Below are 25,956 nucleotides of genomic sequence, written 5' to 3'. Positions count from 1 at the left end.
GACGACTACCATACATGTTTGCCGTGAAGGGTCAACACACCGCCACACATTGATTGATCAAACTCACAGAACGGGGATATTTACGGCTCACCAATTTTATTTGCTGTCATATAACTTTACACTGGCATTGTTAATTAATGGTTAATCAGGTGTGTATTTCATGAAGACAATTGCCTCCGCCGCCCTTCCAGCCCAGGTTCAACAACCGCGCTACGATCGCAAGCAGCTGCGCTCCCGCATCGTCCATTTTGGCTTCGGTGCGTTTCATCGCGCGCATCAGGCATTGTTAACAAACCGGGTGCTGAATGAAAAAGGCGGCGACTGGGGTATTTGTGAGATTAGCCTGTTCAGCGGCGACGTGCTGATGAGCCAGCTGCGCGCGCAGGATCACCTGTTTACCGTGCTGCAGAAAGGCGCTGAAGGAAATCAGTCGATTATTGTCGGGGCCGTACATGAATGCCTGAATGCAAAGCTGGACTCTCTGCCCGCCATCATAGAGAAGTTTTGCGAGCCGCAGGTGGCGATCGTATCGCTCACCATTACGGAGAAAGGCTACTGCATCGATCCCGCGACCGGTAAGCTGGATTTACAAAACGCCCGGATCGTTCACGATCTGGAAAATCCCGCTGAGCCGCATTCCGCGCCGGGGATCCTGGTCGAAGCCCTTAATCGCCGCCGCGAGCGCGGCCTGCCTGCGTTTACCGTGCTTTCCTGTGACAACATTCCGGACAACGGCCACGTGGTGAAAAATGCGGTGCTCGGCATGGCGCAAAAGCGTTCCCCGGCGCTGGCCGAGTGGATCGAAGGTCACGTGAGCTTTCCGGGAACGATGGTCGACAGAATTGTTCCCGCCGCGACGGAGGCCTCGCTTGCGGAAATCGCCGACGCGATCGGCGTGGACGATCCGTGCGCCATCAGCTGTGAGCCGTTTATTCAGTGGGTAGTGGAAGATAATTTCGTCGCGGGGCGTCCGGAGTGGGAAGTGGCGGGCGTTCAGATGGTGCAGGACGTTCTGCCGTGGGAGCAGATGAAATTACGCATGCTCAACGGCAGCCACTCCTTCCTGGCGTATCTGGGGTATCTCGCCGGGTACGCGCATATTAATGAATGCATGGAGGACGCCACCTTCCGCGAAGCCGCCCGGCGGTTAATGCTGGATGAACAGGCGCCCACGCTGCGTATAAAGGATGTCGACCTGACTGCCTATGCCGACAGCCTTATCGAGCGCTTTGCTAACCCGGCGCTGCAGCACCGTACCTGGCAAATCGCGATGGACGGCAGCCAGAAGCTGCCGCAGCGGATGCTGGATGGGATCCGCGTCCACCTTGAGCGTAAAACAGCATGGCCGCTGCTGGCGCTGGGCGTCGCCGGCTGGATACGCTACGTCAGCGGGTTCGACGAACGCGGCAACGCGATTGACGTCCGCGATCCCCTCAGCGATAAAATACGCACGATTGTCGAGGCCAGCAGCGACGCCGACCGCGTCAACGCGCTGCTGGGGCTGAGCGAGGTCTTTGGTCACGATCTCGCGCAAAATAGCGTTTTCGTTGAGGCTGTCAGCCAGGCCTGGCAGCGCATCACCCGCCGTGGCGCACGCCAGGCTGTTATTGAAACGTTAAATCTTTAGCGATTATTGCGCTTAATGCGAACGGATATCGCCTCCGTTCGCCCTCCCCCTTCTCATTGCGCCCGTTTTTCGCCAGGATAAGAGCATAGTGTTATAGCATCACAATTCTCTTGCGGAGCGCACGTGACCAAAACCAACCTCATCACCGGTTTTCTCGGCAGCGGTAAAACCACCTCAATTCTTCATCTGCTGGCGAATAAAGATCCGGCAGAGAAATGGGCCGTGCTGGTCAATGAATTCGGCGAAGTGGGCATTGATGGCGCGTTGCTGTCATCCAGCGGCGCGATGATTAAAGAGATCCCCGGCGGATGCATGTGCTGCGTAAACGGCTTACCGATGCAGGTAGGCCTCAATACGCTGCTGCGTCAGGGCAAACCGGACCGCCTGCTGATTGAACCTACCGGTCTGGGCCACCCGAAGCAGATCCTTGATTTACTGACCGCCCCGGTTTACGAGCCGTGGATCGATCTGCGCGCCACGCTGTGCCTGCTCGATCCGCGTCAGCTTCTGGATGAAAAAGCGGTGGCCAATGAGAACTTTCGCGATCAGCTCGCCGCAGCAGACGTTATTGTCGCCAATAAAGACGATCGCGCCACGGCGGAAAGCCGGGCCGCGCTGGACGCGTGGTGGCAGCATTTCGGCGGCAATCGGACGCGGGTGCAGGCCACTCAGGGGAACATTGATAGCGCCCTGCTGGACCTTCCCCGCCTGAACCTGACGGAACTCCCGGCCAGCGCGGAGCATGCGCATCACCATCCTGCAAAGCAGGGTCTGGCCGCGCTAAGCCTGCCGGAACACCAGCGCTGGCGTCGTAATTTGAACAGCGGTCAGGGGTATCAGGCCTGCGGATGGATTTTCGATGCCGATACCGTTTTCGACACCATTGGCGTCCTTGAGTGGGCCAGGCTTGCGCCGGTCGACCGCGTGAAAGGGATCATGCGCACGCCTGACGGGCTGGTGCGGATAAACCGCCAGGGCGACGATTTCTTTATCGAAACGCAAAACGTCGCGCCGCCTGACAGCCGAATAGAGTTAATTAGTGCGGTTAACGCCGACTGGAATGCCCTGCAGTCCAGCCTGTTGAAGCTTCGTTTAAGTTCGGGCGGCTAACGTTGCCCCAGTTTTCCTTCTATGCTGAACGTTATGACAACTCGAATTCCCCAGATATTACTGCTTAATGTCGCCGGTCTGGCGCTTTTCTTCTCCTGGTATATCCCGGTGAATCACGGTTTCTGGTTCCCGCTGGATTCAAACCTGTTCCATTTCTTCAACCAGGGGCTGGTGAAGAGTGACGCCTTCCTGTGGCTGGTGGCAATTACCAACAACCGCGCCTTTGACGGCTTTTCCCTGCTGGCTATGGGCTGCCTGATGCTCTCTTTCTGGCTGAAAGAGGATGTTACGGGGCGTCGCCGTATTCTGATTATCGGACTGGTGATGCTTCTGGCTGCGGTGATCGTTAATCAGCTGGCGCAACATCTGATGCCGGTAAAACGCGCAAGTCCTTCGCTCTCTTTTCCGAATATTTATCGCGTGAGTGAACTGCTGCATATTCCAACAAAAGATGCCTCGAAAGACAGCTTCCCGGGCGATCACGGCATGATGCTGCTTATTTTTTCCGGATTCATGCTGCGCTATTTCGGCAAAAAGGCGTTCGCAATTGCCCTGCTTATTGTGGTGATATTTGCCTTCCCGCGCGTGATGATTGGCGCTCACTGGCTGACGGATATTGTCGTGGGTTCGCTTTCTGCGGTACTGATTGGTCTGCCGTGGGTTTTGATGACGCCATTGAGCGATCGCCTGATTGCCGTTTTTGATCGCCATCTGCCGCGTAGAAAGCAACAAGAATTAAACAAATAACCAACGTTTTTTAACGTTAACGCTCGGGGATCATAGCGATCCCTGATAGCATTCCTCCAACGATCCTTCCGCCCTGTCATATTCTCGTCATCGTATTCATGATAAAAATGAAGCAATTGCGCGATAACGCTGCGGATCTGGCGCTATTTTGCTCAATTACGGATTTTTACTTTCTGTATCACAATTTCTTATAAAAAAACGGTTTTTTTTACTCGCAATACCCCTGGCAATCGGTTAATCTCGAACTCGTTTTGCCCCATAGAGATAATTATTTCGATGGTGAATAATTTTGTGCGCTGCGCCACAAATGTCACCAGAAACAATTGTCTCATTGTGAACAGATAATTAGTCTCGTCACGTTTGGCATTTTTATAACGATATTTGTCGTTAAGGACTTCAAGGGAAAATAAACAAAATGGTCAAATCTCAACCGTTTCTGAGATATATCTTACGGGGGATCCCGGCGATAGCAGTCGCGGTACTGTTATCTGCATGTAGTACATCGAACACCGCAAAGAATATGCATCCTGAGACGCGTGTTGTGGGAATGGAAGATTCCTCTTCACTGCAAGCCTCTCAGGATGAATTTGAAAATATGGTACGTAATCTGGACGTGAAGTCCCGCATTATGGACCAGTATGCTGACTGGAAAGGCGTGCGTTACCGTCTTGGCGGCAGCACCAAAAAAGGCATTGATTGTTCCGGTTTTGTACAGCGTACCTTCCGCGAGCAATTTGGGTTAGATCTTCCGCGTTCAACTTACGAACAGCAGGAGATGGGCAAGTCGATTTCACGTACCAAACTGCGCACCGGCGATTTAGTGCTGTTCCGTGCAGGTTCTACCGGTCGACATGTTGGCATCTACATTGGTAATGACCAGTTTGTACATGCCTCCACCAGCAGCGGTGTGACCATTTCCAGCATGAATGAACCGTACTGGAAGAAGCGCTACAATGAAGCGCGACGCGTACTGACCCGCAGTTAATATGATAATTGTATCGTTGGTTATCCCTTGGCTGGCGATACAATAAAAAAAAAGCACTGCTTCGGCGGTGTTTTTTTTTGCCCGTTACAATGAATACAATCAGCGGCAATTCAGGAACCACGACGTTTATGCTCACCCGCTACTTCTCCAGTCATCGAAAGATACTGTTCCTCAGTATCATTACCGGCCTGATCGCCGCCCTGCTCCTGGGTTCATTGCAGTTTTTCTGGAGCTACCACAAGCGGGAAATCCGATTCGATACGCTGATCATGGATGTGCGCATCTACATGGAGAGCTATTTTGAAGAGCTGAAAGCCTCGATCGACGTGCTCCAGCCGCTCACGCTCAATAATTGCCAGGAGGTTAACGCAGAGCTGACCTCGCGCGCGGCCTTCAGCCTCAACGTACGCGCCTTCCTGCTGGTCAGAGATAAAATGGCGTTCTGCTCGTCAGCCACAGGGCCAATGAACGCCCCGATGGAGGAGCTGATACCCGAGCTGCACATCAACAAGCAGGTTGATATCGCACTGCTCCCCGGCACGCCCATGCTGCCCAATAAGCCCGCGATTGCCATCTGGTATCGTAATCCGCTTGTGAAGGACGGCGGCGTATTCACCTCGGTGAATCTCAACCTGACGCCGTACCTGCTCTATACTGCGCGCCAGGACGAGTTTGCAGGCATCGCGATCGTCATCGGCGACAATGCGTTATCCACCACGTCGGGCACCCTCGTCAGGGCGCAGGATTTACATGAAACGCCGGCGCGCACCGCAACGCTCAAAGAAGTTCCTCTGACCATCAACCTGTACGCCGAGGAGTGGACGAGCGATGAGATACTTTACGCCCTGTTTTTCGGGCTGGTGTGCGGGATTGCGGCAGGGTCGCTTAACTTCTACATCCTCACTACGCGTCTCAATCCGGGCAAAGAGATTCTGAGCGCCATCAAGCGCGGCCAGTTTTACGTAGTTTATCAGCCCGTTGTCGACGCCAAATCGCTCAGGATGACCGGGCTTGAAGTGCTGATGCGCTGGAAGCACCCGACCATGGGTGAGATCCCGCCGGACGCCTTTATCAATTTTGCCGAAGCGCAGAAGCTGATTGTTCCGCTCACGCTGCATCTTTTTGACCTGATTATTCACGATGCGCCAGTGCTACAGACCGTGCTGCCGCCGGGTGCCAAAGTGGGGATTAATATCGCGCCGGGGCATCTGCATGCGGAAAGCTTCAAAGACGATATGCGCACCTTCAAGGCCCTGCTGCCGCCTGATTACTTCCAGATCGTACTGGAAATTACCGAGCGCGACATGCTGAACCATCGGGAAGCTAACAGCCTCTTCGAATGGCTGCATAACGAAGGGTTTGAAATTGCCATCGACGATTTCGGCACCGGCCACAGCGCGCTGATTTATCTTGAACATTTCACCATGGACTACCTGAAAATCGACCGTGGTTTTGTCAACGCCATTGGCACAGAAACCGTGACCTCCCCGGTGCTGGATGCCGTGCTGACGCTGGCAAGACGGCTGAATATGTCGACCGTTGCGGAAGGGGTGGAAACGCCGGAACAGGCGGCCTGGCTGCGCGAGCATGGGGTTAATTACCTGCAGGGTTACTGGATTAGCCGTCCGATGCCGCTTGAGCAGTTCCGCACGTGGCAAAATACGCTGTCGCCTGACGGGGAATAATTTCACATTGCCCGTGGCGTCACTTATTATTCAGCTTAACTGAGCCGGTCTGTAAAAAAGGGAGCCGCCGCGAGATGTTTATGCGCTTTATGTTGCTTTGGTTGGCAGTCGTGAGCCTGTCCAGCCAGGCGCAAACCATCAAAGAGAACATCGCGTTCGCCGTGATTGGCGAGCCAAAATACGCGGTCAATTTTACGCACTTCGATTACGTCAATCCTGCCGCCCCTAAGGGTGGAAAGGTCACGCTTTCGGCAACGGGAACGTTCGACAACTTTAACCGCTTCGCCCTGCGCGGCGTGGCCGCGGCGCGAACGGAATCGCTCTATGACACGCTTTTTGTTACGTCTGATGATGAACCCGGCAGCTATTATCCGCTGATTGCCGATAACGTGCGCTACGCGGATAACTTCGCCTGGGCCGAAATTACCCTAAACCCCCGGGCCCGCTTTCACGACGGCACGCCGGTCAAGGCCAGCGACGTGGCCTTTACGTTTCATAAATTTATGACCGAAGGCGTTCCCCAGTTCCGCATTGTGTATAAAGGCACAACGGTGCGCGCCATTGCGCCCCTCACCGTACGCATTGAGCTGAGCGAACCGAATAAAGAGAATATGCTCAGCCTGTTCTCACTGCCGGTAATGCCTGAATCGTTCTGGAAAAACCATAAGTTAAGCGACCCGCTCTCCACGCCGCCGCTGGCAGGTGGCCCTTACCGCATTACCGACTGGCGCATGGGGCAGTACGTGGTCTATTCCCGCGTGAAAGATTACTGGGCGGCTAACCTGCCGGTAAACCGCGGGCGCTGGAATTTCGACACCCTTCGCTATGACTACTATCTCGACGATAACGTGGCGTTTGAAGCGTTCAAAGCCGGCGCCTTCGATTTGCGCGTGGAGAACAGCGCCAAAAACTGGGCGACCCGCTATATCGGTAAAAACTTCACGAAAGGCTACATCGTGAAAGACGAGCATAAAAACGAATCCGCCCAGGACACGCGCTGGCTGGCGTTTAATATTCAGCGCCCGGTATTTAAAGACCGCCGCGTTCGGGAAGCAATCTCCCTGGCCTTTGATTTTGAATGGATGAACAAAGCGCTCTTTTACGGGGCGTACAGTCGTGCTAACAGCTATTTCCAGAATACCGAATATGCCGCGCGCGACTACCCGAAAGCCGAGGAACTGGTCCTGCTGGCGCCGCTGAAAGCGGAAGTGCCGCCGGAGGTGTTTACCTCGGTGTTTCAGCCGCCCGCCTCAAAGGGTGACGGCTACGACCGGGACAACCTGCTGAAGGCCAGCAAGCTGCTGGATGAGGCAGGCTGGCAGCTGAAGAACCAGAAACGCGTCGATGCGAAAACCGGCAAGCCTTTAAGCTTTGAGCTGCTGCTCTCCTCCGGCGGCAACGATCAGTGGGTACTGCCGTTTAAGCACAACCTGGCGCGGCTGGGGATCACCATGAACATTCGCCAGGTCGATAACGCGCAGATCACTAACCGCATGCGCAGCCGTGATTACGACATGATGCAGCGCCTGTGGCCCGCGCAGCCGTGGCCCAGCTCGGACCTGCAAATCTCCTGGGCCTCCAGCTACATCGACTCTTCGTACAATGCGCCAGGCGTAAAAAGCCCGGCGATTGATGCCCTGATTGCGAAAATTGTGGCGGCGCAGGGTGATAAAGACAAGCTCCTGCCGCTCGGTCGCGCCCTCGACAGGGTGTTAACCTGGAATTACTACATGCTGCCCATGTGGTACATGGGCGAAGACCGCCTTGCGCGCTGGGACAAGTTCTCAGTGCCTGCCGTGCGCCCTGTCTATTCCCTGGGCTTTGACACCTGGTGGTATGACGTAAATAAAGCCGCCAGACTGCCCGCCGAGCGGCGATAAGGAATTACCATGGGTGCCTATTTAATACGCCGTCTTCTGCTGGTCATTCCCACGCTGTGGGCCATCATCACCATTAACTTTTTTATCGTGCAAATTGCCCCGGGCGGGCCGGTCGATCAGGCCATTGCCGCCATTGAGTTTGGCAACAGCGGCGGCATGCCCGGCGGCGGCGGAGAAGGCATGGGCGCCAGCCATGCGCGCACCGGCGTGGGGAATATCAGTGAAAGCCACTACCGCGGCGGGCGCGGGCTGGATCCGGAGGTGATCGCCGAGATCACCCATCGCTACGGCTTTGATAAGCCGATTCACGAGCGCTATTTCAAAATGCTCTGGGATTATATCCGCTTTGATTTTGGCGATAGCCTGTTCCGCAGTGCCTCCGTGTTAACGTTGATCAAGCAAAGCCTGCCGGTCTCGGTCACGCTGGGGCTGTGGGGGACGCTGATTATCTATCTGGTCTCTATACCGCTCGGGATCCGAAAAGCGGTGCATAACGGCAGCCGCTTCGATATCTGGAGCAGCACCTTCATCATCATCGGCTATGCTATTCCGGCGTTTCTGTTTGCCGTTCTGCTGATTGTCTTCTTTGCCGGAGGCAGCTATTTCGACATCTTCCCGCTGCGGGGGCTGGTCTCCGCCGATTTCAGCACGCTGCCGTGGTACCAGAAAATCACCGACTATCTCTGGCATATCACGCTGCCGGTGCTGGCAACGGTGATCGGCGGATTTGCCGCCCTGACCATGTTGACCAAAAACGCCTTTCTCGATGAAATCCGCAAGCAGTATGTCGTCACCGCCCGCGCCAAAGGGGTCAGCGAAAAGCAAATCATGTGGAAACACGTTTTCCGCAACGCCATGCTGCTGGTGATCGCAGGGTTTCCGGCCACGTTCATCAGCATGTTTTTTACCGGCTCGCTGCTGATTGAGGTAATGTTCTCGCTCAACGGTCTCGGCCTTCTGGGTTACGAAGCCACCGTGTCGCGCGATTATCCGGTAATGTTCGGTACGCTCTATATTTTCACCCTGATTGGCCTGCTGCTGAATATCATCAGCGATATCAGCTATACGCTGGTCGATCCCCGAATTGATTTTGAGGGCCGCTGATGCCGCGTTTAAGCCCCGTCAACCAGGCCCGCTGGGCCCGTTTTCGTCACAACCGCCGCGGCTACTGGTCGCTGTGGATTTTTGCCGTCCTGTTTGTCCTGAGCATGTGTTCGGAGCTGATCGCCAACGACAAACCGTTGCTGGTGCACTTTAACGATCGCTGGTACGTGCCGGTACTGGCTAACTACAGTGAAAGCGACTTCGGCGGCCCGTTTGCCACGCCTGCGGAGTATCAGGATCCGTGGCTGCGCCAGCAGATAGAACAGCACGGCTGGGCCCTCTGGGCGCCGGTGCGCTTTGGCGCCAACAGCATTAACTTCGCGACCACAACCCCCTTCCCTTCTCCGCCTTCTGCGCAAAACTGGCTAGGAACGGACGCCAACGGCGGCGACGTGCTGGCGCGCATCCTCTACGGTACACGGATTTCGATTCTTTTTGGGCTGATGCTGACCGTCTTCTCCAGCGTAATGGGCGTGGTGGCCGGCGCCGTTCAGGGCTACTACGGCGGAAAAATTGACCTGTGGGGGCAGCGTATCATCGAAGTCTGGTCCGGTATGCCAACGCTGTTTCTGATCATTCTGCTTTCAAGCGTGGTGCAGCCGGGTTTCTGGTGGCTGCTGGGCATCACCGTTCTGTTTGGCTGGATGGCGCTGGTCGGCGTGGTGCGGGCAGAGTTTCTGCGCACCCGTAATTTCGACTATATCCGCGCCGCGCAGGCGCTTGGGGTGAGCGACCGGGGGATCATCTTCCGCCATATGCTGCCTAACGCCGTGGTGGCGACCCTCACCTTCCTGCCGTTTATTCTGTGCAGCTCCATTACTACCCTCACCTCGCTGGACTTTCTGGGCTTCGGCCTGCCGCTGGGATCGCCGTCGCTCGGCGAACTGCTGCTGCAGGGCAAGAACAACCTGCAGGCACCGTGGCTGGGCATCACCGCCTTTCTTTCCGTGGCCGTGCTGCTTTCGCTGCTGATTTTTATTGGCGAAGCCGTGCGCGATGCCTTCGATCCCAACAAGGCGGTATAAGATGACGCAGCCACTTCTCAGTATTGATAACCTGTCGATTGCCTTCTCGAAGCAGGGCGAGACCCGCACCGTGGTCACCGACCTGTCGCTGCAGATCCAGCGCGGTGAAACGCTGGCGCTGGTGGGGGAATCCGGCTCAGGCAAGAGCGTCTCGGCGCTCTCCATCCTGCGTCTGCTGCCCTCTCCGCCCGTAAGCTATCCGCAAGGGGATATTTTGTTCCACGGTCGTTCGCTGCTGCACGCTGACGAACATATCCTGCGCGGTATTCGCGGCAATAAGATTGCCATGATCTTTCAGGAGCCCATGGTTTCCCTTAACCCGCTCCATACCCTGGAAAAACAGCTTTATGAGGTGCTCTCCCTGCACCGGGGGATGCGCAGAGAGGCCGCGCGGGGCGAAATTCTGGATTGTCTGGAACGAACGGGCATACGCAACGCGGCTAAACGGCTGAATGATTTTCCACATCAGCTCTCCGGCGGCGAACGCCAGCGGGTGATGATCGCCATGGCCCTGCTCACGTGCCCCGAGCTGTTAATTGCCGACGAGCCAACGACGGCGCTGGACGTAACGGTGCAGGCGCAAATTCTTACGCTCTTACGAGAGCTGCGTGACGAGCTGGACATGAGCCTGCTGTTTATCACGCACAACCTGAGCATCGTGAAAAAGCTGGCCGACAGCGTCGCGGTCATGCAAAACGGGCGCTGCGTTGAACAGAATATCGCGTCCACGCTGCTGAACGCGCCGCAGCATCCCTATACGCAGCGCCTGCTCGACAGCGAGCCTTCCGGCGACCCGGTGCCCCTCGCGGCAGACAGCACACCGCTGCTGCGCGTCGATGATTTATCCGTCTCGTTCCCGATCCGCAGAGGCATTCTGCGGCGCATCGTCGACCAGAATCCGGTGCTGAAAAACATTCGCTTCTCGCTGCGGCCGGGTGAATCCCTGGGGCTGGTGGGCGAATCCGGTTCAGGTAAGAGCACTACCGGTCTGGCGCTGCTGCGCTTAATTGCCTCTCAGGGCGAGATCCTGTTTGACGATATGCCGCTGCACCGCTGGAACCGCCGCCAGATGCTGCCCGTACGTCCGCGCATGCAGGTGGTGTTTCAGGATCCCAACTCCTCGCTTAACCCGCGCCTCAGCGTGTTGCAGATTATCGAAGAGGGCCTGCGCGTTCACCAGCCTGGCCTGAGCGCGCAGCAGCGGGAACAGGAGGTCATGCGGGTGATGGCGGAAGTGGGCTTAGATCCTGACACCCGCCACCGCTACCCTGCGGAATTTTCCGGCGGCCAGCGCCAGCGTATCGCCATCGCCCGCGCGCTGATCCTGAAACCGGAGCTGATTATTCTGGATGAGCCGACCTCGTCTCTGGACAGAACCGTCCAGGCGCAGATCCTGGCGCTGCTCAAAGGGCTACAGGAAAAGCACCGGCTGGCCTATATCTTTATCAGCCACGATCTACAGGTGGTTCGGGCGCTATGCCATCAGGTGATTGTGCTGCGACAGGGTGAGGTGGTCGAACAGGGGGATTGCCAGCGCGTATTTACTGCGCCAACGCAGAGCTACACGCGCCAGCTGCTCGCGGCAGACTAGCGCTTAAAACGGATACTGGCCGGAGAAAGGCTCAGCAATCGCAACGCCAAAGTTTTTCAGACGGCAGGTCGCGGCGAATTCGTCCTGGCTTTTCACAAACAGGCACGGCTCCCCTTCGCACTCCAGTACGGAGCTGTCCACTTCGATATCCGTCAGGGCCTGGCTGAGACGCTCCATCACCCGCCACGCATTTTCGTCGCTCGGGCTCAGCAGCTTGAGCGCCACCAGGCAATTCTCACAGCCCGCGACGCTTTGCGGAATCGGTTCAACTTTCGAACCTGCAAAACCCGCCGACCAGCGATAGCTCTGGGGCAAGCGATGGACAATGGAGAGTTGTAATGTATTCACGTTCGTTCCCCGGAAGCAAAATTTACTTCACAATTTATTTACATTTATAGTAACACATCATCGCCAACCTGCACTATTCAGCGCTTTTTTATCGGTATCGAGGCTCGCGTCGGCGCTATATGTACCCGTTTCTGCGATCTAACTCAACCTTTTTGAATACAATGATGTGACTTTTTACATAAATAGATTTTACATAAAATAAACAAACACGGGATAAACGAACGCGAGTTTGGTTGATGTGTGTCAACAAAAAAGGCCCTTTCGGGCCTTATCTGCGCGTTAGTGTGCCGCTTTTCGCGGCCGGCTGGCGTAAAGACAGAAGAGTACAGAGCTGGATGCGCAAAATGCCATCGCCCACAGCATGGGCCAGGCCGTAGTAAAGGTCGCCATAGAGAGTAACGCCCCGACGATGGCACCAATCCCGAAGCGGAAGGTTCCCGCCAGAGACGATGCGGTTCCCGCCATGTGCGGGAACTCGTCGAGGATCACCGCCATCGCATTGGACGAGATCATCGACACGCAGCCGACAAAGGCCGCCACGCCGATCACCAGCGCCCAGAAGCCCACGCCCAGGAACGCGCTCACCACCAGCCAGACCGCCATCACAAACTGGATCCACAGCCCGGCGCGGAACATGTTCAGCGCCCCGACGCGTCGGACAAAGCGGCTGTTAATGATGGTCAGGACAAACAGGAAGACGATATTGAGCGCAAAATAATAGCCAAAGTGCTGCGGCGAAACGTGGTTCAGCTCGATATAGACAAACGGCCCGGCGCTCAGGAAGGAGAACATTCCGGCGAAGCTGAACCCGCTCGCCAGCATGTAGCTCAGCACCCGCTTGTGGCGAAACAGCGAGGCAAAGTTTCCTATCGTGGTCCGAATATGAAATTTCTGGCGGCGCTCGACGGGCAGCGTTTCATCAATAAAGAAGAAAATCATCGCCGAAGCCAGCAGCGCGGCCAGCGCCAGAATCCAGAAAATCGCGTGCCAGCTAAACCACACCAGCACCGCCCCACCGGCCATCGGTGCCACCAGCGGCGCAATCGTCGTCACCAGCATGACGAACGACATCATGCGGGAGAACTCTTCTTTCGGGTAGATATCGCGCATCAGGGCGTTGATCACCACGCTCGCCGCGGCAGCGGCCAGCCCGTGCAGGAAGCGCATGATAATCAGCTGATCGATACTCTGCGCCAACGCACAGGCGACCGCAGCGGCCGCAAAGACCAGCGTCCCGCCCAGAATCACCGGTTTGCGCCCCAGGCTGTCGGCCATTGGGCCATACAGCAGCTGTCCGAGCGCGAAACCGAGAATATAGGTGCTGAGCGTCATCTGCGCGCTGCCTGCCGGTACGCCAAACTGCGCGGAAATCACCGGCAGCGCAGGCAGATACATGTCAATAGACAGCGGCATCAGCATCGCTAGCAGGCCAAGAATGAAGACAATTTTGAACGACGAGTGTGGCCTGGTGGTCACAGGGTTCTCCTGAAATTAGTGCGAAGGCAGACCGACGCTGGCAATCTCTTCTTCCGTCAGCGGGCGATATTCACCGGGCGCCAGGTCGGGATCGAGCGCAATCGCACCGATGCGTTCACGGTGCAAGCCCACAACGTGGTTACCCACGGCGGCAAACATACGTTTCACCTGATGGTAGCGCCCTTCGCTGATGGTCAAACGGACCTCCGTCGGGGTGATGACCTCAAGCACGGCGGGTTTGGTCAGATCTTTCTCATTATGCAGCTGAATGCCTTTCGCGAATTGTTCTGCCGTGTCATCAGCAACCGGCGACTCCAGCGTGACCAGATAGGTTTTCTCGCAGTGGTGGCGCGGGGAAGTAATGCGGTGCGACCACTGACCGTCGTCGGTCATCAGCACCAGACCGGTGGTGTCGATGTCGAGGCGGCCCGCGGCGTGCAGCTTATGCGCAACCGGTTCGTCGAGGAAATAGAGCACCGTCGGGTGATCCGGATCGTCCGTTGAGCAGACATAGCCTTCCGGCTTATTGAGCATGAAATAGCGGGGACCGTGCTGCTGGGTCAGCGGATTACCGTCGTACTCAACCTGATGGTCAGGCTGGAGTTTGAACGCGCTGTCTCGCACAATGTCGCCATCCACGGTAACGCGGCTGGCGCGTATTTCGCGCCCGGCAATAGCGCGGCTTACGCCGAGTTGCTGAGCGATAAACTTATCAAGTCGCATGAAATCTTTTTAGCCTTAATGGTGCTGGAAGTCGGACCGTGCGTCCGAAAAAAGAAGCAGTCAGGAACGGTTCAGTATAATGGTCTGGTTGCGCCACTCAAGGGAAAAAGTTTCGTGGCATACTATCTATACCCTAAATAATTCGAGTTGCATGAAGGCGGCAAAGGAGTGAATCCCCGGGAGCTTACATAAGTAAGTGACCGGGGTGAACGAGTGCAGCCAACGCACAGGCAACTTGAAGTATGACGGGTATATGTGCGGAATAACGAAACCGAGACCCTATGACTTTTACACTTCGTCCCTATCAGCAGGAAGCCGTTGACGCGACCCTCGCCTGGTTCCGCAAACACCGGGAACCGGCGGCCATTGTCCTCCCGACCGGTGCAGGCAAGAGCCTGGTCATTGCCGAGCTGGCCCGCCTGGCGCGCGGTCGCGTGCTGGTGCTGGCGCACGTCAAAGAGCTGGTCGCGCAAAACCATGCCAAATATTGCGCGCTGGGGCTGGAAGCCGACATTTTCGCCGCCGGGCTGAAGCGCAAAGAGAGCCACGGCAAAGTGGTTTTCGGCAGCGTACAGTCGGTGGCCCGCAACCTGGATCTGTTCCGCAGCGAGTTTTCGCTGCTGATTGTCGACGAATGTCACCGCATCAGCGATGACGACGACAGCCAGTATCAGCAAATCCTCACTCACCTTAAAGAGGTGAACCCTCACTTACGCCTGCTCGGCCTGACGGCCACCCCGTTTCGCCTGGGCAAAGGCTGGATCTATCGCTTTCATTATCACGGCATGGTGCGCGGCGACGAGAAAGCGCTGTTCAGCGACTGTATCTATGAACTTCCGCTGCGCTACATGATTAAGCACGGCTACCTGACGCCGCCCGAGCGGTTGGATATGCCGGTGGTGCAGTATGATTTCAGCCGGTTGCAGCCGCAGAACAACGGCTTGTTCAGCGAAGCTGACCTCAATCAGGAGCTGAAAAAGCAAAAGCGGATCACGCCGCACATCATTAGCCAGATCGAAGAATTTGCGCAGACGCGCAAAGGGGTCATGATTTTTGCCGCCACCGTTGAGCACGCGCGCGAAATCACCGGCCTGCTGCCCGCTGACGACGCGGCGCTGATCACTGGCGAAACGCCCGGCCCGGAGCGCGACAGGCTGATTGAGGTCTTCAAAGCGCAGCAGTTTCGCTATCTGGTCAACGTCTCTGTTTTGACTACCGGTTTCGATGCCCCGCACGTGGATCTGATCGCCATTCTGCGCCCTACCGAATCCGTCAGCCTGTATCAGCAGATTGTCGGCCGCGGCCTGCGCCTGGCCCCGGGAAAAACCGACTGTCTGATCCTCGATTACGCGGGTAACCCGCACGATCTCTACTCCCCCGAAGTGGGCACGCCGAAAGGCAAAAGCGACAACGTGCCGGTGCAGGTGTTTTGCCCGGCCTGCGGCTTTGCCAACACCTTCTGGGGGAAAACCACCGCCGACGGCACGCTGATTGAACACTTTGGCCGCCGCTGTCAGGGCTGGTTTGAAGATGATGAGGGACATCGCGAGCAGTGCGATTTCCGCTTCCGCTTCAAAAACTGCCCGCAGTGCAACGCCGAAAACGACATCGCCGCCCGCCGCTGCCGCGAGTGCGACACGGTGCTGGTGGACCCGGACGACATGCTGAAAGCGGCGCTGAAGCTGAAAGATGCGCTGGTGCTGCGCTGCTCCGGCATGGCGCTGCAGCCCGGCGCGGATGAAAAAGGCGAATGGCTGAAAATCACCTATTACGACGAGGATGGCGCTGACGTCAGCGAACGGTTCAGGGTTCAGACGCCTGCCCAGCGCACGGCATTTGAGCAGCTCTTCATCCGCCCGCATACCCGTACGCCTGGCGTGCCGCTGCGCTGGATAACCGTCGCGGATATCGTTCATCAGCAGGTGCTGCTGCGCCACCCCGACTTCGTGGTCGCCCGCAAGAAAGGCCAGTTCTGGCAGGTTCGCGAGAAGTTCTTTGACTATGAAGGCCGCTTCCGTCGGGCAAATGAATTGCGCGGTTAACGGGACTTTTCATTGATGTGCGGGGCATTTGAGTATAAAATGCCGCCCGCTTCACATCCGTGGAGCAGAACACTCACCTGCTGCTGGGTCGCCTGTAGTAGGGTTTTAAATACAGAGAGAAATCAATGTTCACTATCGAAGCAGAAGTACGTAACGTGCAGGGTAAGGGTGCGAGCCGCCGCCTGCGTACCGCTAACAAGTTCCCGGCTATCGTTTACGGTGGCGAAGCTGCTCCAGTTGCTATCGAACTGGATCACGACAAAGTATGGAACATGCAGAACAAAGCTGAGTTCTACAGCGAAGTTCTGACCATCGTTGTTGACGGTAAAGAAGAAAAAGTGAAGGTTCAGGCCGTTCAGCGTCACGCGTTCAAGCCAAAACTGACTCACATCGACTTCGTTCGCGCGTAATCGCAAACCAGTCGAAAAAAACCCCGCAGCTGCGGGGTTTTTTTATGGCTGTTATTTACCGCCAGAGGTGCGGCGCTGAAGCTGATCGCGCAGGTTCGGCGGCGTACCTTTGATGGTCAGGGTGTCGGTGGCCGGATCCCAGAAGATGCGTTCACCTAACAGCATGGCGTCAAAGTTGATGGTTAACCCACCGCCGCTGCCGGCAAATTTGGTTAACTGACGCAGCGTGCTGCGATCTGCCGGGAAGCTCTCCTCAAGCTCATAGCCTTTCTCCGCGGTAAATTCCTGGAAGCTCACTTCGCTGACGCCCGCCAGCTCTTTTGACAGCGACTCTAGTTCAATCTCTTCCCCCGCCTGCAGCTGCTCGTTGCAGTAGCTGTAAACCTGCTGGCGTACGGTCTGGCGTTCAGATTTATCGAGCTGCGCTTCAGCCGTAAAGTCATCAACGGCCTGCAGCAACCCTTTGTTCTGCGCTTTGGCGTTCAGGCCTTCACTGGCGCCGAGGAAGTCCATAAAGAAATCGGCCACCTTACGGCCCACGCGCCCCTTCAGGAAGGTGAGGTAGCGGGTCGACTCCGGGTTGGTTTCCCACTCGGTCAAATCAATACGCGCCACAATATCCGCATGGTTGATATCCAGATAGTGCGTGGAGCTGATGTCCAGCTGCTCGTTCACGCGCATGCTGCTTAAGTTGTTCAGCACGCTGACCAGAAGATATTCGACCGCCAGATAACGATAGTGGCAGAACAGGACGATGCCGCCGTCGGCGAACGGATATTTTGCCAGCTCGTCGCGCAGACGCCCGGTTGCCGCACGGCTAAACGCCAGGAAATCCTCTTCGCCCTGACGCTGCAGGCGCAGGCTATCGGCCAGCTCACTCTCTTCGCTGAACAGACCATAGGCTTTATTTTTAGCGCTGTAGACGCGATGCAGCTCTGCCATCATTTCCACAACGGTTGCCGTGGGTTCCAGTAACGAATCGCGTAGCACCACTTCAAGGGTTTGCTCATCACGCTTGATAAGCTGGTGCAAGGCAATCTGGTTGATTTCCAGACTCATGATAAACTCTCCTTTTAGACCGGGCGGTATTCAACCACCACCAGGACATGTGTGCAACAACAGATAAAAAAGGGGAAAAAAAGCTGTTGCTACGGTAATATGTTGCCCTTTCATCAACAAACTGATTTTGATTTATGCCACAACATTCCCGCTACAGTGATGAACACGTTGAACAACTGCTCAGTGAGCTGGTCAACGTACTGGAAAAACATAAAACGCCGACCGATCTCTCCCTGATGGTTTTGGGAAATATGGTCACCAACCTTATCAACACCAGCGTTGCTCCGGCTCAGCGTCAGGCGATCGCCAAATCTTTCGCCCAGGCGTTACAGTCATCCGTCAGCAACGACCAGGCCCATTAAGGGAAACGAACAACAGTTTATGGTGACGAATCGTCAGCGCTACCGTGAAAAAGTCTCCCAGATGGTCAGCTGGGGACACTGGTTTGCCCTGTTCAACATTCTGCTAGCGACGGTAATTGGCTGTCGTTATCTGTTTGTCGCAGACTGGCCCACAACGCTAACCGGGCGTATCTACTCCTGGATAAGCGTCGTCGGTCACTTTAGCTTTTTGGTATTCGCCACCTATCTGCTGATCCTGTTTCCTCTGACGTTTATCGTCATGTCGCAGCGTTTGATGCGGTTCTTGTCCGCAATCCTTGCGACGGTGGGGATGACGCTGCTGCTTATCGACAGTGAAGTGTTCACCCGTTTCCACCTGCATCTCAACCCTATCGTCTGGGAACTGGTAATAAACCCGGACCAGAACGAAACGGCCCGCGACTGGCAGCTGATGTTCATCAGCGTCCCGGTGATCCTGTTGATCGAGATGCTGTTTGCCACCTGGAGCTGGCAAAAGCTTCGCAGCCTGACCCGACGCCGCCATTACGCGAAGCCCGTCGCCGCGCTCTTTTTCGTCTCATTTATCAGTTCGCACATCATGTATATCTGGGCGGATGCGAACTTCTATCGCCCTATTACCATGCAGCGCGCTAACCTGCCGCTCTCTTATCCGATGACGGCCCGTCGTTTCCTTGAGAAGCACGGCCTGCTTGATGCCCAGGAGTATCAGCGCCGTCTGGTCGAACAGGGTAATCCGGAAGCGGTTAGCGTGCAGTATCCGCTTAGCGATCTGCGCTATCGCGATATGGGTCGCGGGCAAAACGTCCTGCTGATTACCGTCGATGGCCTTAACTATTCCCGTTACGAGAAGCAGATGCCTGCGTTGGCCGATTTCGCGAGTCAGAACGTGTCGTTTACCCAGCATATGAGTTCAGGCAACTCAACCGATGCGGGTATCTTTGGCCTGTTCTACGGCATTTCTGCCGGATACATGGACGGCGTGCTGTCTGCGCGCATCCCTGCGGCGCTGATCACCGGGCTTAATCAGCAGGGCTATCAGTTAGGGCTGTTCTCATCGGACGGCTTTAACAGTTCACTGTACCGCCAGGCGCTGCTCTCTGATTTCTCACTGCCTGCCGCGCAGAGCCAGTCTGATGCCCAGACCGCAAACCAGTGGATAAACTGGCTGCATCGCTACGCGCAGGAAGATAACCGCTGGTTCTCGTGGGTGGCCTTTAACGGCACAACGCTTAACGACAGCAACCAGGCAGGCTTTGCGCGCCGCTACGGCCGCGCGGCCAGCGATGTTGACGCACAGATTGGCCGCGTGCTTGACGCGCTACGTGAATCGGGCAAGCTTGATAACACCGTCGTGATCGTGACCGCGGGGCATGGCGTACCGTTAGGCGACGAGACGAAGAGCATGAGCTGGTCACGTCCAAACCTGCACGTTCCGCTGGTGATCCACTGGCCGGGAACGCCGGCGCAGCGCATCAATATGCTCACAGAACATAAAGACGTCATGACGACCCTGATGCAGCGCCTGCTGCACGTCAGTACGCCAGCAAACGAGTATTCGCAGGGGCAGGATCTCTTCAGCGCCACGCGCCGCCATAACTGGGTGACGGCTGCTGACGGCAACACGCTGGTAGTGACCACGCCGAAGCTGACGCTGGTGCTGAACAGCAACGGGAACTATCAGACCTATAATCTGCAGGGTGAACGGCTGAAGGACCAGAAACCACAGCTTAGCCTGCTGCTGCAGGTCCTGACGGATGAGAAACGTTTTATCGCTAACTGATTAATTATAAACCAGTTAGCGACAGATTCCCTTGCATTCGAAACGGAATCGAGTAGTATCTTTTTATGCGTCGGCACGTAGCGCAGCCTGGTAGCGCACCGTCATGGGGTGTCGGGGGTCGGAGGTTCAAATCCTCTCGTGCCGACCAAAAACACATTGAAAACCAGCCTCTTATGGCTGGTTTTTTTTATTGCCTGTAAAAAAGCCAGCCCGCAGGCTGGCTTCTTATAGCAGATAAACGCTTAGTGTTTTTCACGTCCGCCCAGGAAGAAAATGCCCAGCGGGATAGCCAGCAGAACGGTGAAGACAAGGCTGTAAACGAAGATCATCGCCGACTGCAGCACATACATGCTGGTAGTCCAGGCGGAGAGAGGAATGTTGTACTGTTCGATGACGCCAACAATGGTGGCCCGCCCGACGCACGCGGCAGCAATCATAAACACGACAAGTAGCGCCAGGAGGAACTTGCGGCCTTCAGGTGTTTTCAGTTTTGCACGAACCATCTCTCTTCCCTTTCACAGATGAATAACATTATAGAGAGCCTAAAATAACACGAACGCCCGCCACACTCCACACCAGTACAAACACCTGCCAAAACGGTAAATATTAAGTTTATTACGCTACATATAATGAAAATGTAGGTAAATCACACCAATCATTCACACTCGTTATGTTAGTCTGTTCAGGACCGTTTTGACATAAAGGAATGACAATGAAAAACGCACCTAAATTTGCCATGGCGCTTCTCGCCGCCGCGTGCGCCAGCACCAGCGCTTTCGCCAGTGACGCCCAAAAAGCGCAGCCGCTGGAAAAAGTTGCCCCCTATCCGCAAGCGGAAAAAGGCATGAAGCGTCAGGTGATTCAGCTGCCGGTTCAGCAGGACGAAGCGAATTACAAAGTGGAACTGTTAATTGGCAAGACGCTGGAAGTGGACTGCAATCAGCATCGTCTGGGCGGTCAGCTGGAAAGCAAAACCCTGGAAGGCTGGGGCTATGACTATTACGTCTTTGATAAAGTGACCTCTCCGGTTTCCACCATGATGGCCTGCCCGGACGGCAAGAAAGAGAAGAAATTTGTGACGGCGTATCTGGGCGACAACAGCCTGCTGCGCTACAACAGCAAGTTGCCGATCGTGGTATATACGCCTGAAAACGTGGAAGTAAAATATCGCGTGTGGAAGGCAGAAGAGACGGTCGGACAAGCGGTAGTACGCTAAAAATAAGTCGGGTGGCGGCTTCGCCTTACCCGACCCGGAAAGGGTGCGCTCTGGTGCCCTCACCCCACCCCTCTCCCACCGGGAGAGGGAGAAAACGCTAAAAACGGTAACGGATGTTACCGTTTTGCTTTTACCTTACAGCGCAATATCCGCAACCGGTTTGTTTTCCGGCTGAGGCTTCAGCTCCGCCTTCGGTGCAGCGTCCGCAGCCTGCGGCTTCACGTACTGCAGCTGCAGCACGCGGCTGGTGTACTCCAGCTCCTGCTCCGTCGCATCCACGTTACCGTTCAGCTTCGTGCCGTAGGAAGGAATAATGGTTTTCAGCTTCGCCTGCCATTCCGGGCTGGCGACTTTGTCTTTAAACACTTTTTCCATCAGGTGCAGCATGATTGGCGCAGCGGTAGACGCACCCGGTGACGCACCCAGCAGCGCGGCGATCGTGCCATCCTTATCGCTCACCACTTCGGTACCCAGACGCAGCACGCCGCCCTCTTTCGGATCGCGCTTGATGATCTGCACGCGCTGACCGGCCTGCCACAGACGCCAGTCTTCTTTCTTCGCCTGCGGATAGTACTCTTTCAGCGCCTCGAAGCGTTCTTCATCAGAAAGCATCACCTGGCTAATCAGGTATTTCACCAAATCGAAGTTATCCAGCCCCACGTCCATCATCGGTTTGACGTTAGAGGTGGTGGTCGCGCTCAGCAGATCCCACAGTGAGCCGTTTTTCAGGAACTTGGTGGAGAAGGTCGCGAACGGTCCGAACAGCACCACGCGTTTACCGTCAAGCATGCGGGTGTCGATGTGCGGGACGGACATCGGTGGCGCACCTACGGAAGCCTGACCGTACACTTTTGCCAGATGACGATTCACCACTTCCGGGTTCTCGGACACCAGGAACTGACCGCCGACCGGGAAGCCCGCGTAGTCGTCAGCTTCAGGAATACCGGACTCCTGCAGCAGCTTCAGCGCCGCGCCACCCGCACCGATGAAGACAAACTTCGCCTTAATGACGTGCTCGGCTTCATTGTTTTTCAGATCGGCAACGGTCACGCTCCAGCTGTTGTCCGCATTGCGCTTAAAGCCGCGCACTTCGGTGCTGAGCTGCAGATTGAAGTTATCTTTCTTCTTCAGGGACGCCACCAGCTGACGGGTAATCTCGCCGTAATTCACGTCGGTCCCGATTTCGGTGCGGGTCGCCGCGACTTTCTGGTTCGGATCACGACCTTCCATGACCAGCGGTGCCCACTCTTTAATCTGCGCGTGGTCTTCAGAGTATTTCATCCCGCGGAACAGGGTGCTCTGCTGCAGCGCAGCGTAGCGCGCGCGCAGGAAATTCACGTTCTGCTCGCCCCACACAAAGCTCATGTGCGGCACGGTATTGATGAAGGAGTGCGGGTCGTGCATCACGCCGCTGTTGACCTGGTGAGACCAGAACTGACGCGAGATCTGGAACGCTTCGTTGATCTCTACCGCCTTCTCGATACTAATGGAACCGTCCTTTTTCTGCGGCGTATAGTTCAGTTCCATGAGTGCCGAATGGCCCGTACCGGCGTTATTCCAGCCGTTCGAACTCTCCTGCGCCACGCCATCGAGGCGCTCGACCATGGTCATGGACCAGTCCGGCTGCAGTTCTTGCAGATAGGTTCCCAGCGTGGCGCTCATGATGCCGCCACCAATCAAAAGGACGTCCGTTTCCTGCTCTTTTGGTGCGTCTGCTTTCGCTGCCATTGAGACGGCGCTGAGCCCAACGGCCAGAGAAAAGAGCATGGCAGTCATTTTTTTCATAATTTATGCCTTAGTGTAAAAGTGCTTGATGCGTGGAAATTGCAGGTGAAAAAAGCTGCGTGGGCACGGTAACAACTTTTAAATATTGTTTAAAGGTTACGAAATTATTGTAATTGTGAAATTTAATGATGGATTGTTTGTAGGGGATTGCGGCGCGCAACTGGCAATACGGGGAATTTATGGCTACTATGCTGCACTTTGTGATCGCGCGCACGGAAGCCTGCCCTAACCAGCGAACTGTTATGTCCTTACCCCATTCTGCTGTATCCCCTGAAGACAGCGTAGCCAGCGTGCTGCGCTCCCCTAAACAACTGACGCGTGAAACGCTGGCGGGCGTGATTACCGCTCTGGCGCTGATCCCCGAGGTCATCTCATTTTCCGTGGTGGCGGGCGTTGACCCGAAGGTTAGCCTGATCGCCTCCGTGGTGCTGTGTCTTACTCTCTCTGTGCTGGGCGGTCGTCCGGCGATGGTCACGGCTGCGGCCGGTTCCGTGGCGCTGGTGATTGGCCCGATGGTGCATCAGCACGGGGTACAGTACATTCTTCCCGCCGTGCTGATGGCTGGCGCGATCCAGATTTTGTTTGGCGTGCTGGGCATGGCAAGACTGATGCGCTTTATTCCCCAGTCGGTGATGACCGGATTTGTTAACGCCCTGGGCATTTTGATTTTCTTCGCTCAGGTGCCGCATTTCTGGAGCCGAAGCCCGCTGATTGTGGGCCTGTTCGTGCTGACGCTGCTGATTGTGCTGTGGGTGCCGCGCTATATTAAAAGCGTCCCTTCCCCGCTGATTGCGATTGTGCTGTTAACCCTTTTCACCGTCACCACCGGTCAGGTCCTGCCGACCGTCGGTGATGAAGGCTCAATGACTGGCGGTCTGCCTGGATTTACCGAGCTGCTGGTGCCGCTTAACTTACAGACGCTGAGCATTATCTGGCCGTGCGCGTTGAGCATTGCCTTCGTCGGTCTGCTGGAGTCCCTGCTGACGGCAAAACTGGTGGACGAACTGACGGTTACGCCCTCCAGCAAGCGTCGCGAGAGCATCGGGCTGGGCGTCGGAAATATCATGGCCGGGCTTTACGGTGGCATTGCGGGCTGCGCGATGATCGGACAAACCATCGTTAACGTGGAGATGGGAAAAGGGCGAAGCCGCATTTCAACCATTGCGGCAGGCATCGTGCTGCTGATCCTGGTGACGGCACTCAGTGAAGTGATGGCTAAAATCCCGATGGCGGTGCTCGCGGGGATTATGGCGATTGTCGCCGTCAAAACCTTCAGCTGGCACAGCCTTCAGCCCGCCACGATAAAAAATGCCCCGGTTGCAGAAACGGTGGTAATGCTGGTGACCGTTGCCGCAACGGTTTCAACCGGCAATCTGGCGGTTGGCGTGCTGGGCGGGATTATCGTCATGGCGCTGATCCCCGCCCGCATTAAGCGTCGGGTTAAAGCAGAAAAATCGTTGCCAGCCCAAGAAAAATAAAGAAACCGCCGGTATCGGTGATGGCGGTGATCATCACGCTCGACCCCACCGCGGGGTCGCGGCCCAGTTTGGTCATCGTCAGCGGGATAATGACGCCCATCATTGATGCCACCAGCAAATTCAGCACCATCGCCAGCATCATCACGCCGCCTAAAGCCATATCGTCATACAGCCACCAGGTGATGCCGCCCATAATCCCGCCCCACACCAGGCCGTTGATCAGCGCCACCCCCATTTCCCTGAAGATCAGAAAGGCGAAGTTACCGGGCTGAATATTTTCCAGCGCCAGCGCGCGGACAATCATGGTGATGGTCTGGTTTCCGGTGTTGCCGCCAATCCCGGCCACAATAGGCATCAGCGAGGCCAGCGCCACCAGCTGCGAAATGGTGTGTTCAAAGCCGTCAATCACGCGGGAAGCGATGAAGGCGGTACACAGGTTAATAGCCAGCCACGCCCAGCGGGTTTTCACCGCCTTGCCGACGGAGGCGTGGACGTCATCTTCGGCGCTGATCCCGCCTAGCGCGCGGAGGTCGTTATCGGTCTCTTCATAAACCACGTCAACGATCTCATCAATGGTCAGACGGCCCATCAGCTTGCCGACGGAGTCTACGACCGCCGCACTCACAAGGTCATCACGTTCAAAGGTACGCGCCGCTTTTTCCGCATCGTCTTCCGGGGAGAAGACCATCGGCTCGTTTTCCATCACCTCGCTCACCTTCTGCTGGGTGCTGTTGAGCAGGATGGTTTTCAGCTCCAGCTCGCCGAGCAGGGTTTTATCCCGCGCGGTGACAAACAGCTTATCGGTGTTGTCCGGCATTTTGCCCAGGCGGCGCAGGTAGCGCTGTACGGTACCGAGCGTGACGTCCGGACGTACCGTGATAACGCCAAACTCCATGATCGCGCCAACGCTGTTTTTCTCGTAGTGCATCACCTGACGCACGCGCGCGCGTTCATCGGCAGGCAGAGAGGCCAGCAGGCGACCGGTCAGATTACGCGGCAGGTGCTGTACAAGGTAAATCTGCTCGTCGATATCCAGGGTTTGCAGGGCGTCGAGGATGTCCCGGTCGCTCATCTCGTCGATCAGGTCATCCCAGACGTTTTCGGATGCCTCAAGCAGGACCTGGCCACGCTCGTGATCCTGCACCAGGCGCCAGAGGGCGTGACGCTCTTCCGAAGGAAGCGCTTCCAGGGTATCCGCCAGATCCGGCGGCGGTAAATGAGCAACCAGCGCACCTACCTCAGCAATATCGTCGGCTAAGGTGCCGACATCATATTGCTCAGCCAGGGTCAGTTTGCCTAATAGCGTAGACGTGACCGCTTTATCGGTCGTGAGAAGCCAGATGAGTCGCGCACGTTCCTGGTCACGCTGCCTGGCGCTGTTTTTCTTTAATACCGACATCAATCATAAATCCATTAAATGAGTTGGCGTTAAGCATAGCGCGGGGATATGTAAATAAGAATAAACAACGGGCCGAGGTGGAGAAAAAAACGTCATTACAGCCACGATCTATCCCCTCTCCCTG

General features: G+C 56.1%; 22 protein-coding genes and 1 tRNA gene. 16 read left to right on the top strand and 7 right to left on the bottom strand.

The window, feature by feature from the left end; genetic code table 11:
- Positions 1 to 160 precede the first annotated feature (160 nt).
- The 9 genes from USG84_RS13495 (at position 161) to yejF (ending at position 11,754) form a co-directional block, all read left to right on the top strand.
- Positions 161 to 1,627, top strand: coding sequence for a mannitol dehydrogenase family protein (locus USG84_RS13495; RefSeq protein WP_253542817.1), 1,467 nt, complete (start codon positions 161 to 163; stop codon positions 1,625 to 1,627).
- 123 nt (positions 1,628 to 1,750) lie between these two features.
- On the top strand, positions 1,751 to 2,737 hold the full coding sequence (locus USG84_RS13490) for a CobW family GTP-binding protein (protein ID WP_061097592.1): 987 nt from the start codon (positions 1,751 to 1,753) through the stop codon (positions 2,735 to 2,737).
- Between the two features lie 33 nt (positions 2,738 to 2,770).
- Entirely contained in the window at positions 2,771 to 3,484 is a 714-nt protein-coding gene (locus USG84_RS13485) for a phosphatase PAP2 family protein (protein ID WP_080442049.1), read from the top strand.
- Positions 3,485 to 3,899: 415 nt separating this feature from the next.
- A complete protein-coding gene (gene mepS / locus USG84_RS13480) occupies positions 3,900 to 4,469 on the top strand; it encodes a bifunctional murein DD-endopeptidase/murein LD-carboxypeptidase (RefSeq protein WP_028013877.1) in 570 nt (189 codons plus the stop codon).
- A gap of 128 nt (positions 4,470 to 4,597) precedes the next feature.
- Complete coding sequence (locus tag USG84_RS13475) at positions 4,598 to 6,154, top strand: cyclic di-GMP phosphodiesterase (RefSeq protein WP_151414002.1); 1,557 nt, start codon at positions 4,598 to 4,600, stop codon at positions 6,152 to 6,154.
- Positions 6,155 to 6,228: 74 nt separating this feature from the next.
- Positions 6,229 to 8,034, top strand: a complete 1,806-nt coding sequence (locus USG84_RS13470; protein ID WP_061097589.1) for an extracellular solute-binding protein — start codon at positions 6,229 to 6,231, stop codon at positions 8,032 to 8,034.
- Between the two features lie 9 nt (positions 8,035 to 8,043).
- On the top strand, positions 8,044 to 9,138 hold the full coding sequence (locus tag USG84_RS13465) for a microcin C ABC transporter permease YejB (protein WP_028013880.1): 1,095 nt from the start codon (positions 8,044 to 8,046) through the stop codon (positions 9,136 to 9,138).
- The gene (locus tag USG84_RS13460) at positions 9,138 to 10,163 is read left to right on the top strand and encodes an ABC transporter permease (RefSeq protein WP_041908986.1); all 1,026 of its coding nucleotides are present in this window, start codon (positions 9,138 to 9,140) and stop codon (positions 10,161 to 10,163) included. The genes USG84_RS13465 and USG84_RS13460 overlap by 1 nt, the downstream gene beginning before the upstream one ends.
- Position 10,164: 1 nt before the next feature.
- Positions 10,165 to 11,754, top strand: a complete 1,590-nt coding sequence (gene yejF, locus USG84_RS13455) for a microcin C ABC transporter ATP-binding protein YejF (RefSeq protein WP_151413978.1) — start codon at positions 10,165 to 10,167, stop codon at positions 11,752 to 11,754.
- A gap of 3 nt (positions 11,755 to 11,757) precedes the next feature.
- On the opposite strand, the gene USG84_RS13450 is transcribed toward yejF, so the two are convergent.
- The 3 genes from USG84_RS13450 to rsuA form a co-directional block, all read right to left on the bottom strand.
- Entirely contained in the window at positions 11,758 to 12,102 is a 345-nt protein-coding gene (locus USG84_RS13450) for a YejG family protein (protein WP_028013883.1), read from the bottom strand.
- A gap of 279 nt (positions 12,103 to 12,381) precedes the next feature.
- Positions 12,382 to 13,578 (bottom strand): Bcr/CflA family multidrug efflux MFS transporter, encoded by a 1,197-nt coding sequence (locus USG84_RS13445; protein WP_061097585.1) that lies wholly within the window; start codon positions 13,576 to 13,578, stop codon positions 12,382 to 12,384.
- Between the two features lie 15 nt (positions 13,579 to 13,593).
- A complete protein-coding gene (gene rsuA, locus USG84_RS13440; protein ID WP_151413977.1) occupies positions 13,594 to 14,301 on the bottom strand; it encodes a 16S rRNA pseudouridine(516) synthase RsuA in 708 nt (235 codons plus the stop codon).
- A 281-nt stretch (positions 14,302 to 14,582) separates the two neighbouring features.
- On the opposite strand from rsuA, the gene USG84_RS13435 reads away from it, so the two are divergent.
- Together USG84_RS13435 and rplY are read left to right on the top strand one after the other, a co-directional pair.
- Positions 14,583 to 16,343, top strand: a complete 1,761-nt coding sequence (locus USG84_RS13435) for a DEAD/DEAH box helicase (RefSeq protein ID WP_151413976.1) — start codon at positions 14,583 to 14,585, stop codon at positions 16,341 to 16,343.
- A 125-nt stretch (positions 16,344 to 16,468) separates the two neighbouring features.
- The gene (rplY, locus tag USG84_RS13430) at positions 16,469 to 16,753 is read left to right on the top strand and encodes a 50S ribosomal protein L25 (RefSeq protein ID WP_015572298.1); all 285 of its coding nucleotides are present in this window, start codon (positions 16,469 to 16,471) and stop codon (positions 16,751 to 16,753) included.
- A 51-nt stretch (positions 16,754 to 16,804) separates the two neighbouring features.
- Here rplY and yejK read toward each other — a convergent pair whose 3' ends face one another.
- Positions 16,805 to 17,812, bottom strand: coding sequence for a nucleoid-associated protein YejK (yejK, locus tag USG84_RS13425; RefSeq protein WP_032641831.1), 1,008 nt, complete (start codon positions 17,810 to 17,812; stop codon positions 16,805 to 16,807).
- Positions 17,813 to 17,946: 134 nt separating this feature from the next.
- Here yejK and USG84_RS13420 point away from each other — a divergent pair, with 134 nt between their 5' ends.
- The 3 genes from USG84_RS13420 (at position 17,947) to USG84_RS13410 (ending at position 20,102) form a co-directional block, all read left to right on the top strand.
- Complete coding sequence (locus tag USG84_RS13420) at positions 17,947 to 18,174, top strand: YejL family protein (protein ID WP_014884596.1); 228 nt, start codon at positions 17,947 to 17,949, stop codon at positions 18,172 to 18,174.
- Positions 18,175 to 18,193: 19 nt separating this feature from the next.
- Positions 18,194 to 19,954 carry an LPS biosynthesis-modulating metalloenzyme YejM gene (gene yejM / locus USG84_RS13415; RefSeq protein WP_061097581.1) on the top strand — a complete coding sequence of 587 codons (1,761 nt, stop codon included), beginning with the start codon at positions 18,194 to 18,196 and terminating at the stop codon, positions 19,952 to 19,954.
- Between the two features lie 71 nt (positions 19,955 to 20,025).
- Positions 20,026 to 20,102, top strand: a tRNA-Pro gene (locus tag USG84_RS13410).
- Between the two features lie 94 nt (positions 20,103 to 20,196).
- On the opposite strand, the gene USG84_RS13405 is transcribed toward USG84_RS13410, so the two are convergent.
- The gene (locus tag USG84_RS13405; protein ID WP_008500962.1) at positions 20,197 to 20,457 is read right to left on the bottom strand and encodes a DUF2534 family protein; all 261 of its coding nucleotides are present in this window, start codon (positions 20,455 to 20,457) and stop codon (positions 20,197 to 20,199) included.
- Between the two features lie 209 nt (positions 20,458 to 20,666).
- On the opposite strand from USG84_RS13405, the gene eco reads away from it, so the two are divergent.
- Positions 20,667 to 21,170: a serine protease inhibitor ecotin gene (eco, locus tag USG84_RS13400; protein ID WP_253542821.1), complete on the top strand. Its 504-nt coding sequence runs from the start codon at positions 20,667 to 20,669 to the stop codon at positions 21,168 to 21,170.
- Positions 21,171 to 21,305: 135 nt separating this feature from the next.
- Here eco and mqo read toward each other — a convergent pair whose 3' ends face one another.
- Entirely contained in the window at positions 21,306 to 22,955 is a 1,650-nt protein-coding gene (gene mqo / locus USG84_RS13395) for a malate dehydrogenase (quinone) (RefSeq protein WP_151413974.1), read from the bottom strand.
- Between the two features lie 188 nt (positions 22,956 to 23,143).
- Here mqo and USG84_RS13390 point away from each other — a divergent pair, with 188 nt between their 5' ends.
- A complete protein-coding gene (locus USG84_RS13390; protein ID WP_151414001.1) occupies positions 23,144 to 24,433 on the top strand; it encodes a SulP family inorganic anion transporter in 1,290 nt (429 codons plus the stop codon).
- On the opposite strand, the gene mgtE is transcribed toward USG84_RS13390, so the two are convergent.
- Positions 24,396 to 25,832 (bottom strand): magnesium transporter, encoded by a 1,437-nt coding sequence (gene mgtE, locus USG84_RS13385; protein ID WP_320738308.1) that lies wholly within the window; start codon positions 25,830 to 25,832, stop codon positions 24,396 to 24,398. The genes USG84_RS13390 and mgtE overlap by 38 nt on opposite strands.
- Positions 25,833 to 25,956 lie beyond the last annotated feature (124 nt).

Source organism: Enterobacter sp. 168J2, assembly GCF_034107265.1.
GTDB lineage: Bacteria > Pseudomonadota > Gammaproteobacteria > Enterobacterales > Enterobacteriaceae > Enterobacter > Enterobacter nematophilus.
This window is presented reverse-complemented; position numbering and strand designations above follow the sequence as displayed.

Coding starts and splice junctions, on each gene's coding strand:
- USG84_RS13470 (WP_061097589.1), top strand. CDS start 6,229: ATGTTTATGCGCTTTATGTTGCTTTGGTTGGCAGTCGTGAGCCTGTCC.
- USG84_RS13460 (WP_041908986.1), top strand. CDS start 9,138: ATGCCGCGTTTAAGCCCCGTCAACCAGGCCCGCTGGGCCCGTTTTCGT.
- USG84_RS13435 (WP_151413976.1), top strand. CDS start 14,583: ATGACTTTTACACTTCGTCCCTATCAGCAGGAAGCCGTTGACGCGACC.
- USG84_RS13475 (WP_151414002.1), top strand. CDS start 4,598: ATGCTCACCCGCTACTTCTCCAGTCATCGAAAGATACTGTTCCTCAGT.
- USG84_RS13405 (WP_008500962.1), bottom strand. CDS start 20,457: ATGGTTCGTGCAAAACTGAAAACACCTGAAGGCCGCAAGTTCCTCCTG.
- USG84_RS13495 (WP_253542817.1), top strand. CDS start 161: ATGAAGACAATTGCCTCCGCCGCCCTTCCAGCCCAGGTTCAACAACCG.
- eco (WP_253542821.1), top strand. CDS start 20,667: ATGAAAAACGCACCTAAATTTGCCATGGCGCTTCTCGCCGCCGCGTGC.
- USG84_RS13465 (WP_028013880.1), top strand. CDS start 8,044: ATGGGTGCCTATTTAATACGCCGTCTTCTGCTGGTCATTCCCACGCTG.
- USG84_RS13485 (WP_080442049.1), top strand. CDS start 2,771: ATGACAACTCGAATTCCCCAGATATTACTGCTTAATGTCGCCGGTCTG.
- mepS (WP_028013877.1), top strand. CDS start 3,900: ATGGTCAAATCTCAACCGTTTCTGAGATATATCTTACGGGGGATCCCG.
- mqo (WP_151413974.1), bottom strand. CDS start 22,955: ATGAAAAAAATGACTGCCATGCTCTTTTCTCTGGCCGTTGGGCTCAGC.
- yejF (WP_151413978.1), top strand. CDS start 10,165: ATGACGCAGCCACTTCTCAGTATTGATAACCTGTCGATTGCCTTCTCG.
- USG84_RS13390 (WP_151414001.1), top strand. CDS start 23,144: ATGCTGCACTTTGTGATCGCGCGCACGGAAGCCTGCCCTAACCAGCGA.
- mgtE (WP_320738308.1), bottom strand. CDS start 25,832: ATGTCGGTATTAAAGAAAAACAGCGCCAGGCAGCGTGACCAGGAACGT.
- USG84_RS13420 (WP_014884596.1), top strand. CDS start 17,947: ATGCCACAACATTCCCGCTACAGTGATGAACACGTTGAACAACTGCTC.
- rsuA (WP_151413977.1), bottom strand. CDS start 14,301: ATGCGACTTGATAAGTTTATCGCTCAGCAACTCGGCGTAAGCCGCGCT.
- yejM (WP_061097581.1), top strand. CDS start 18,194: ATGGTGACGAATCGTCAGCGCTACCGTGAAAAAGTCTCCCAGATGGTC.
- yejK (WP_032641831.1), bottom strand. CDS start 17,812: ATGAGTCTGGAAATCAACCAGATTGCCTTGCACCAGCTTATCAAGCGT.
- rplY (WP_015572298.1), top strand. CDS start 16,469: ATGTTCACTATCGAAGCAGAAGTACGTAACGTGCAGGGTAAGGGTGCG.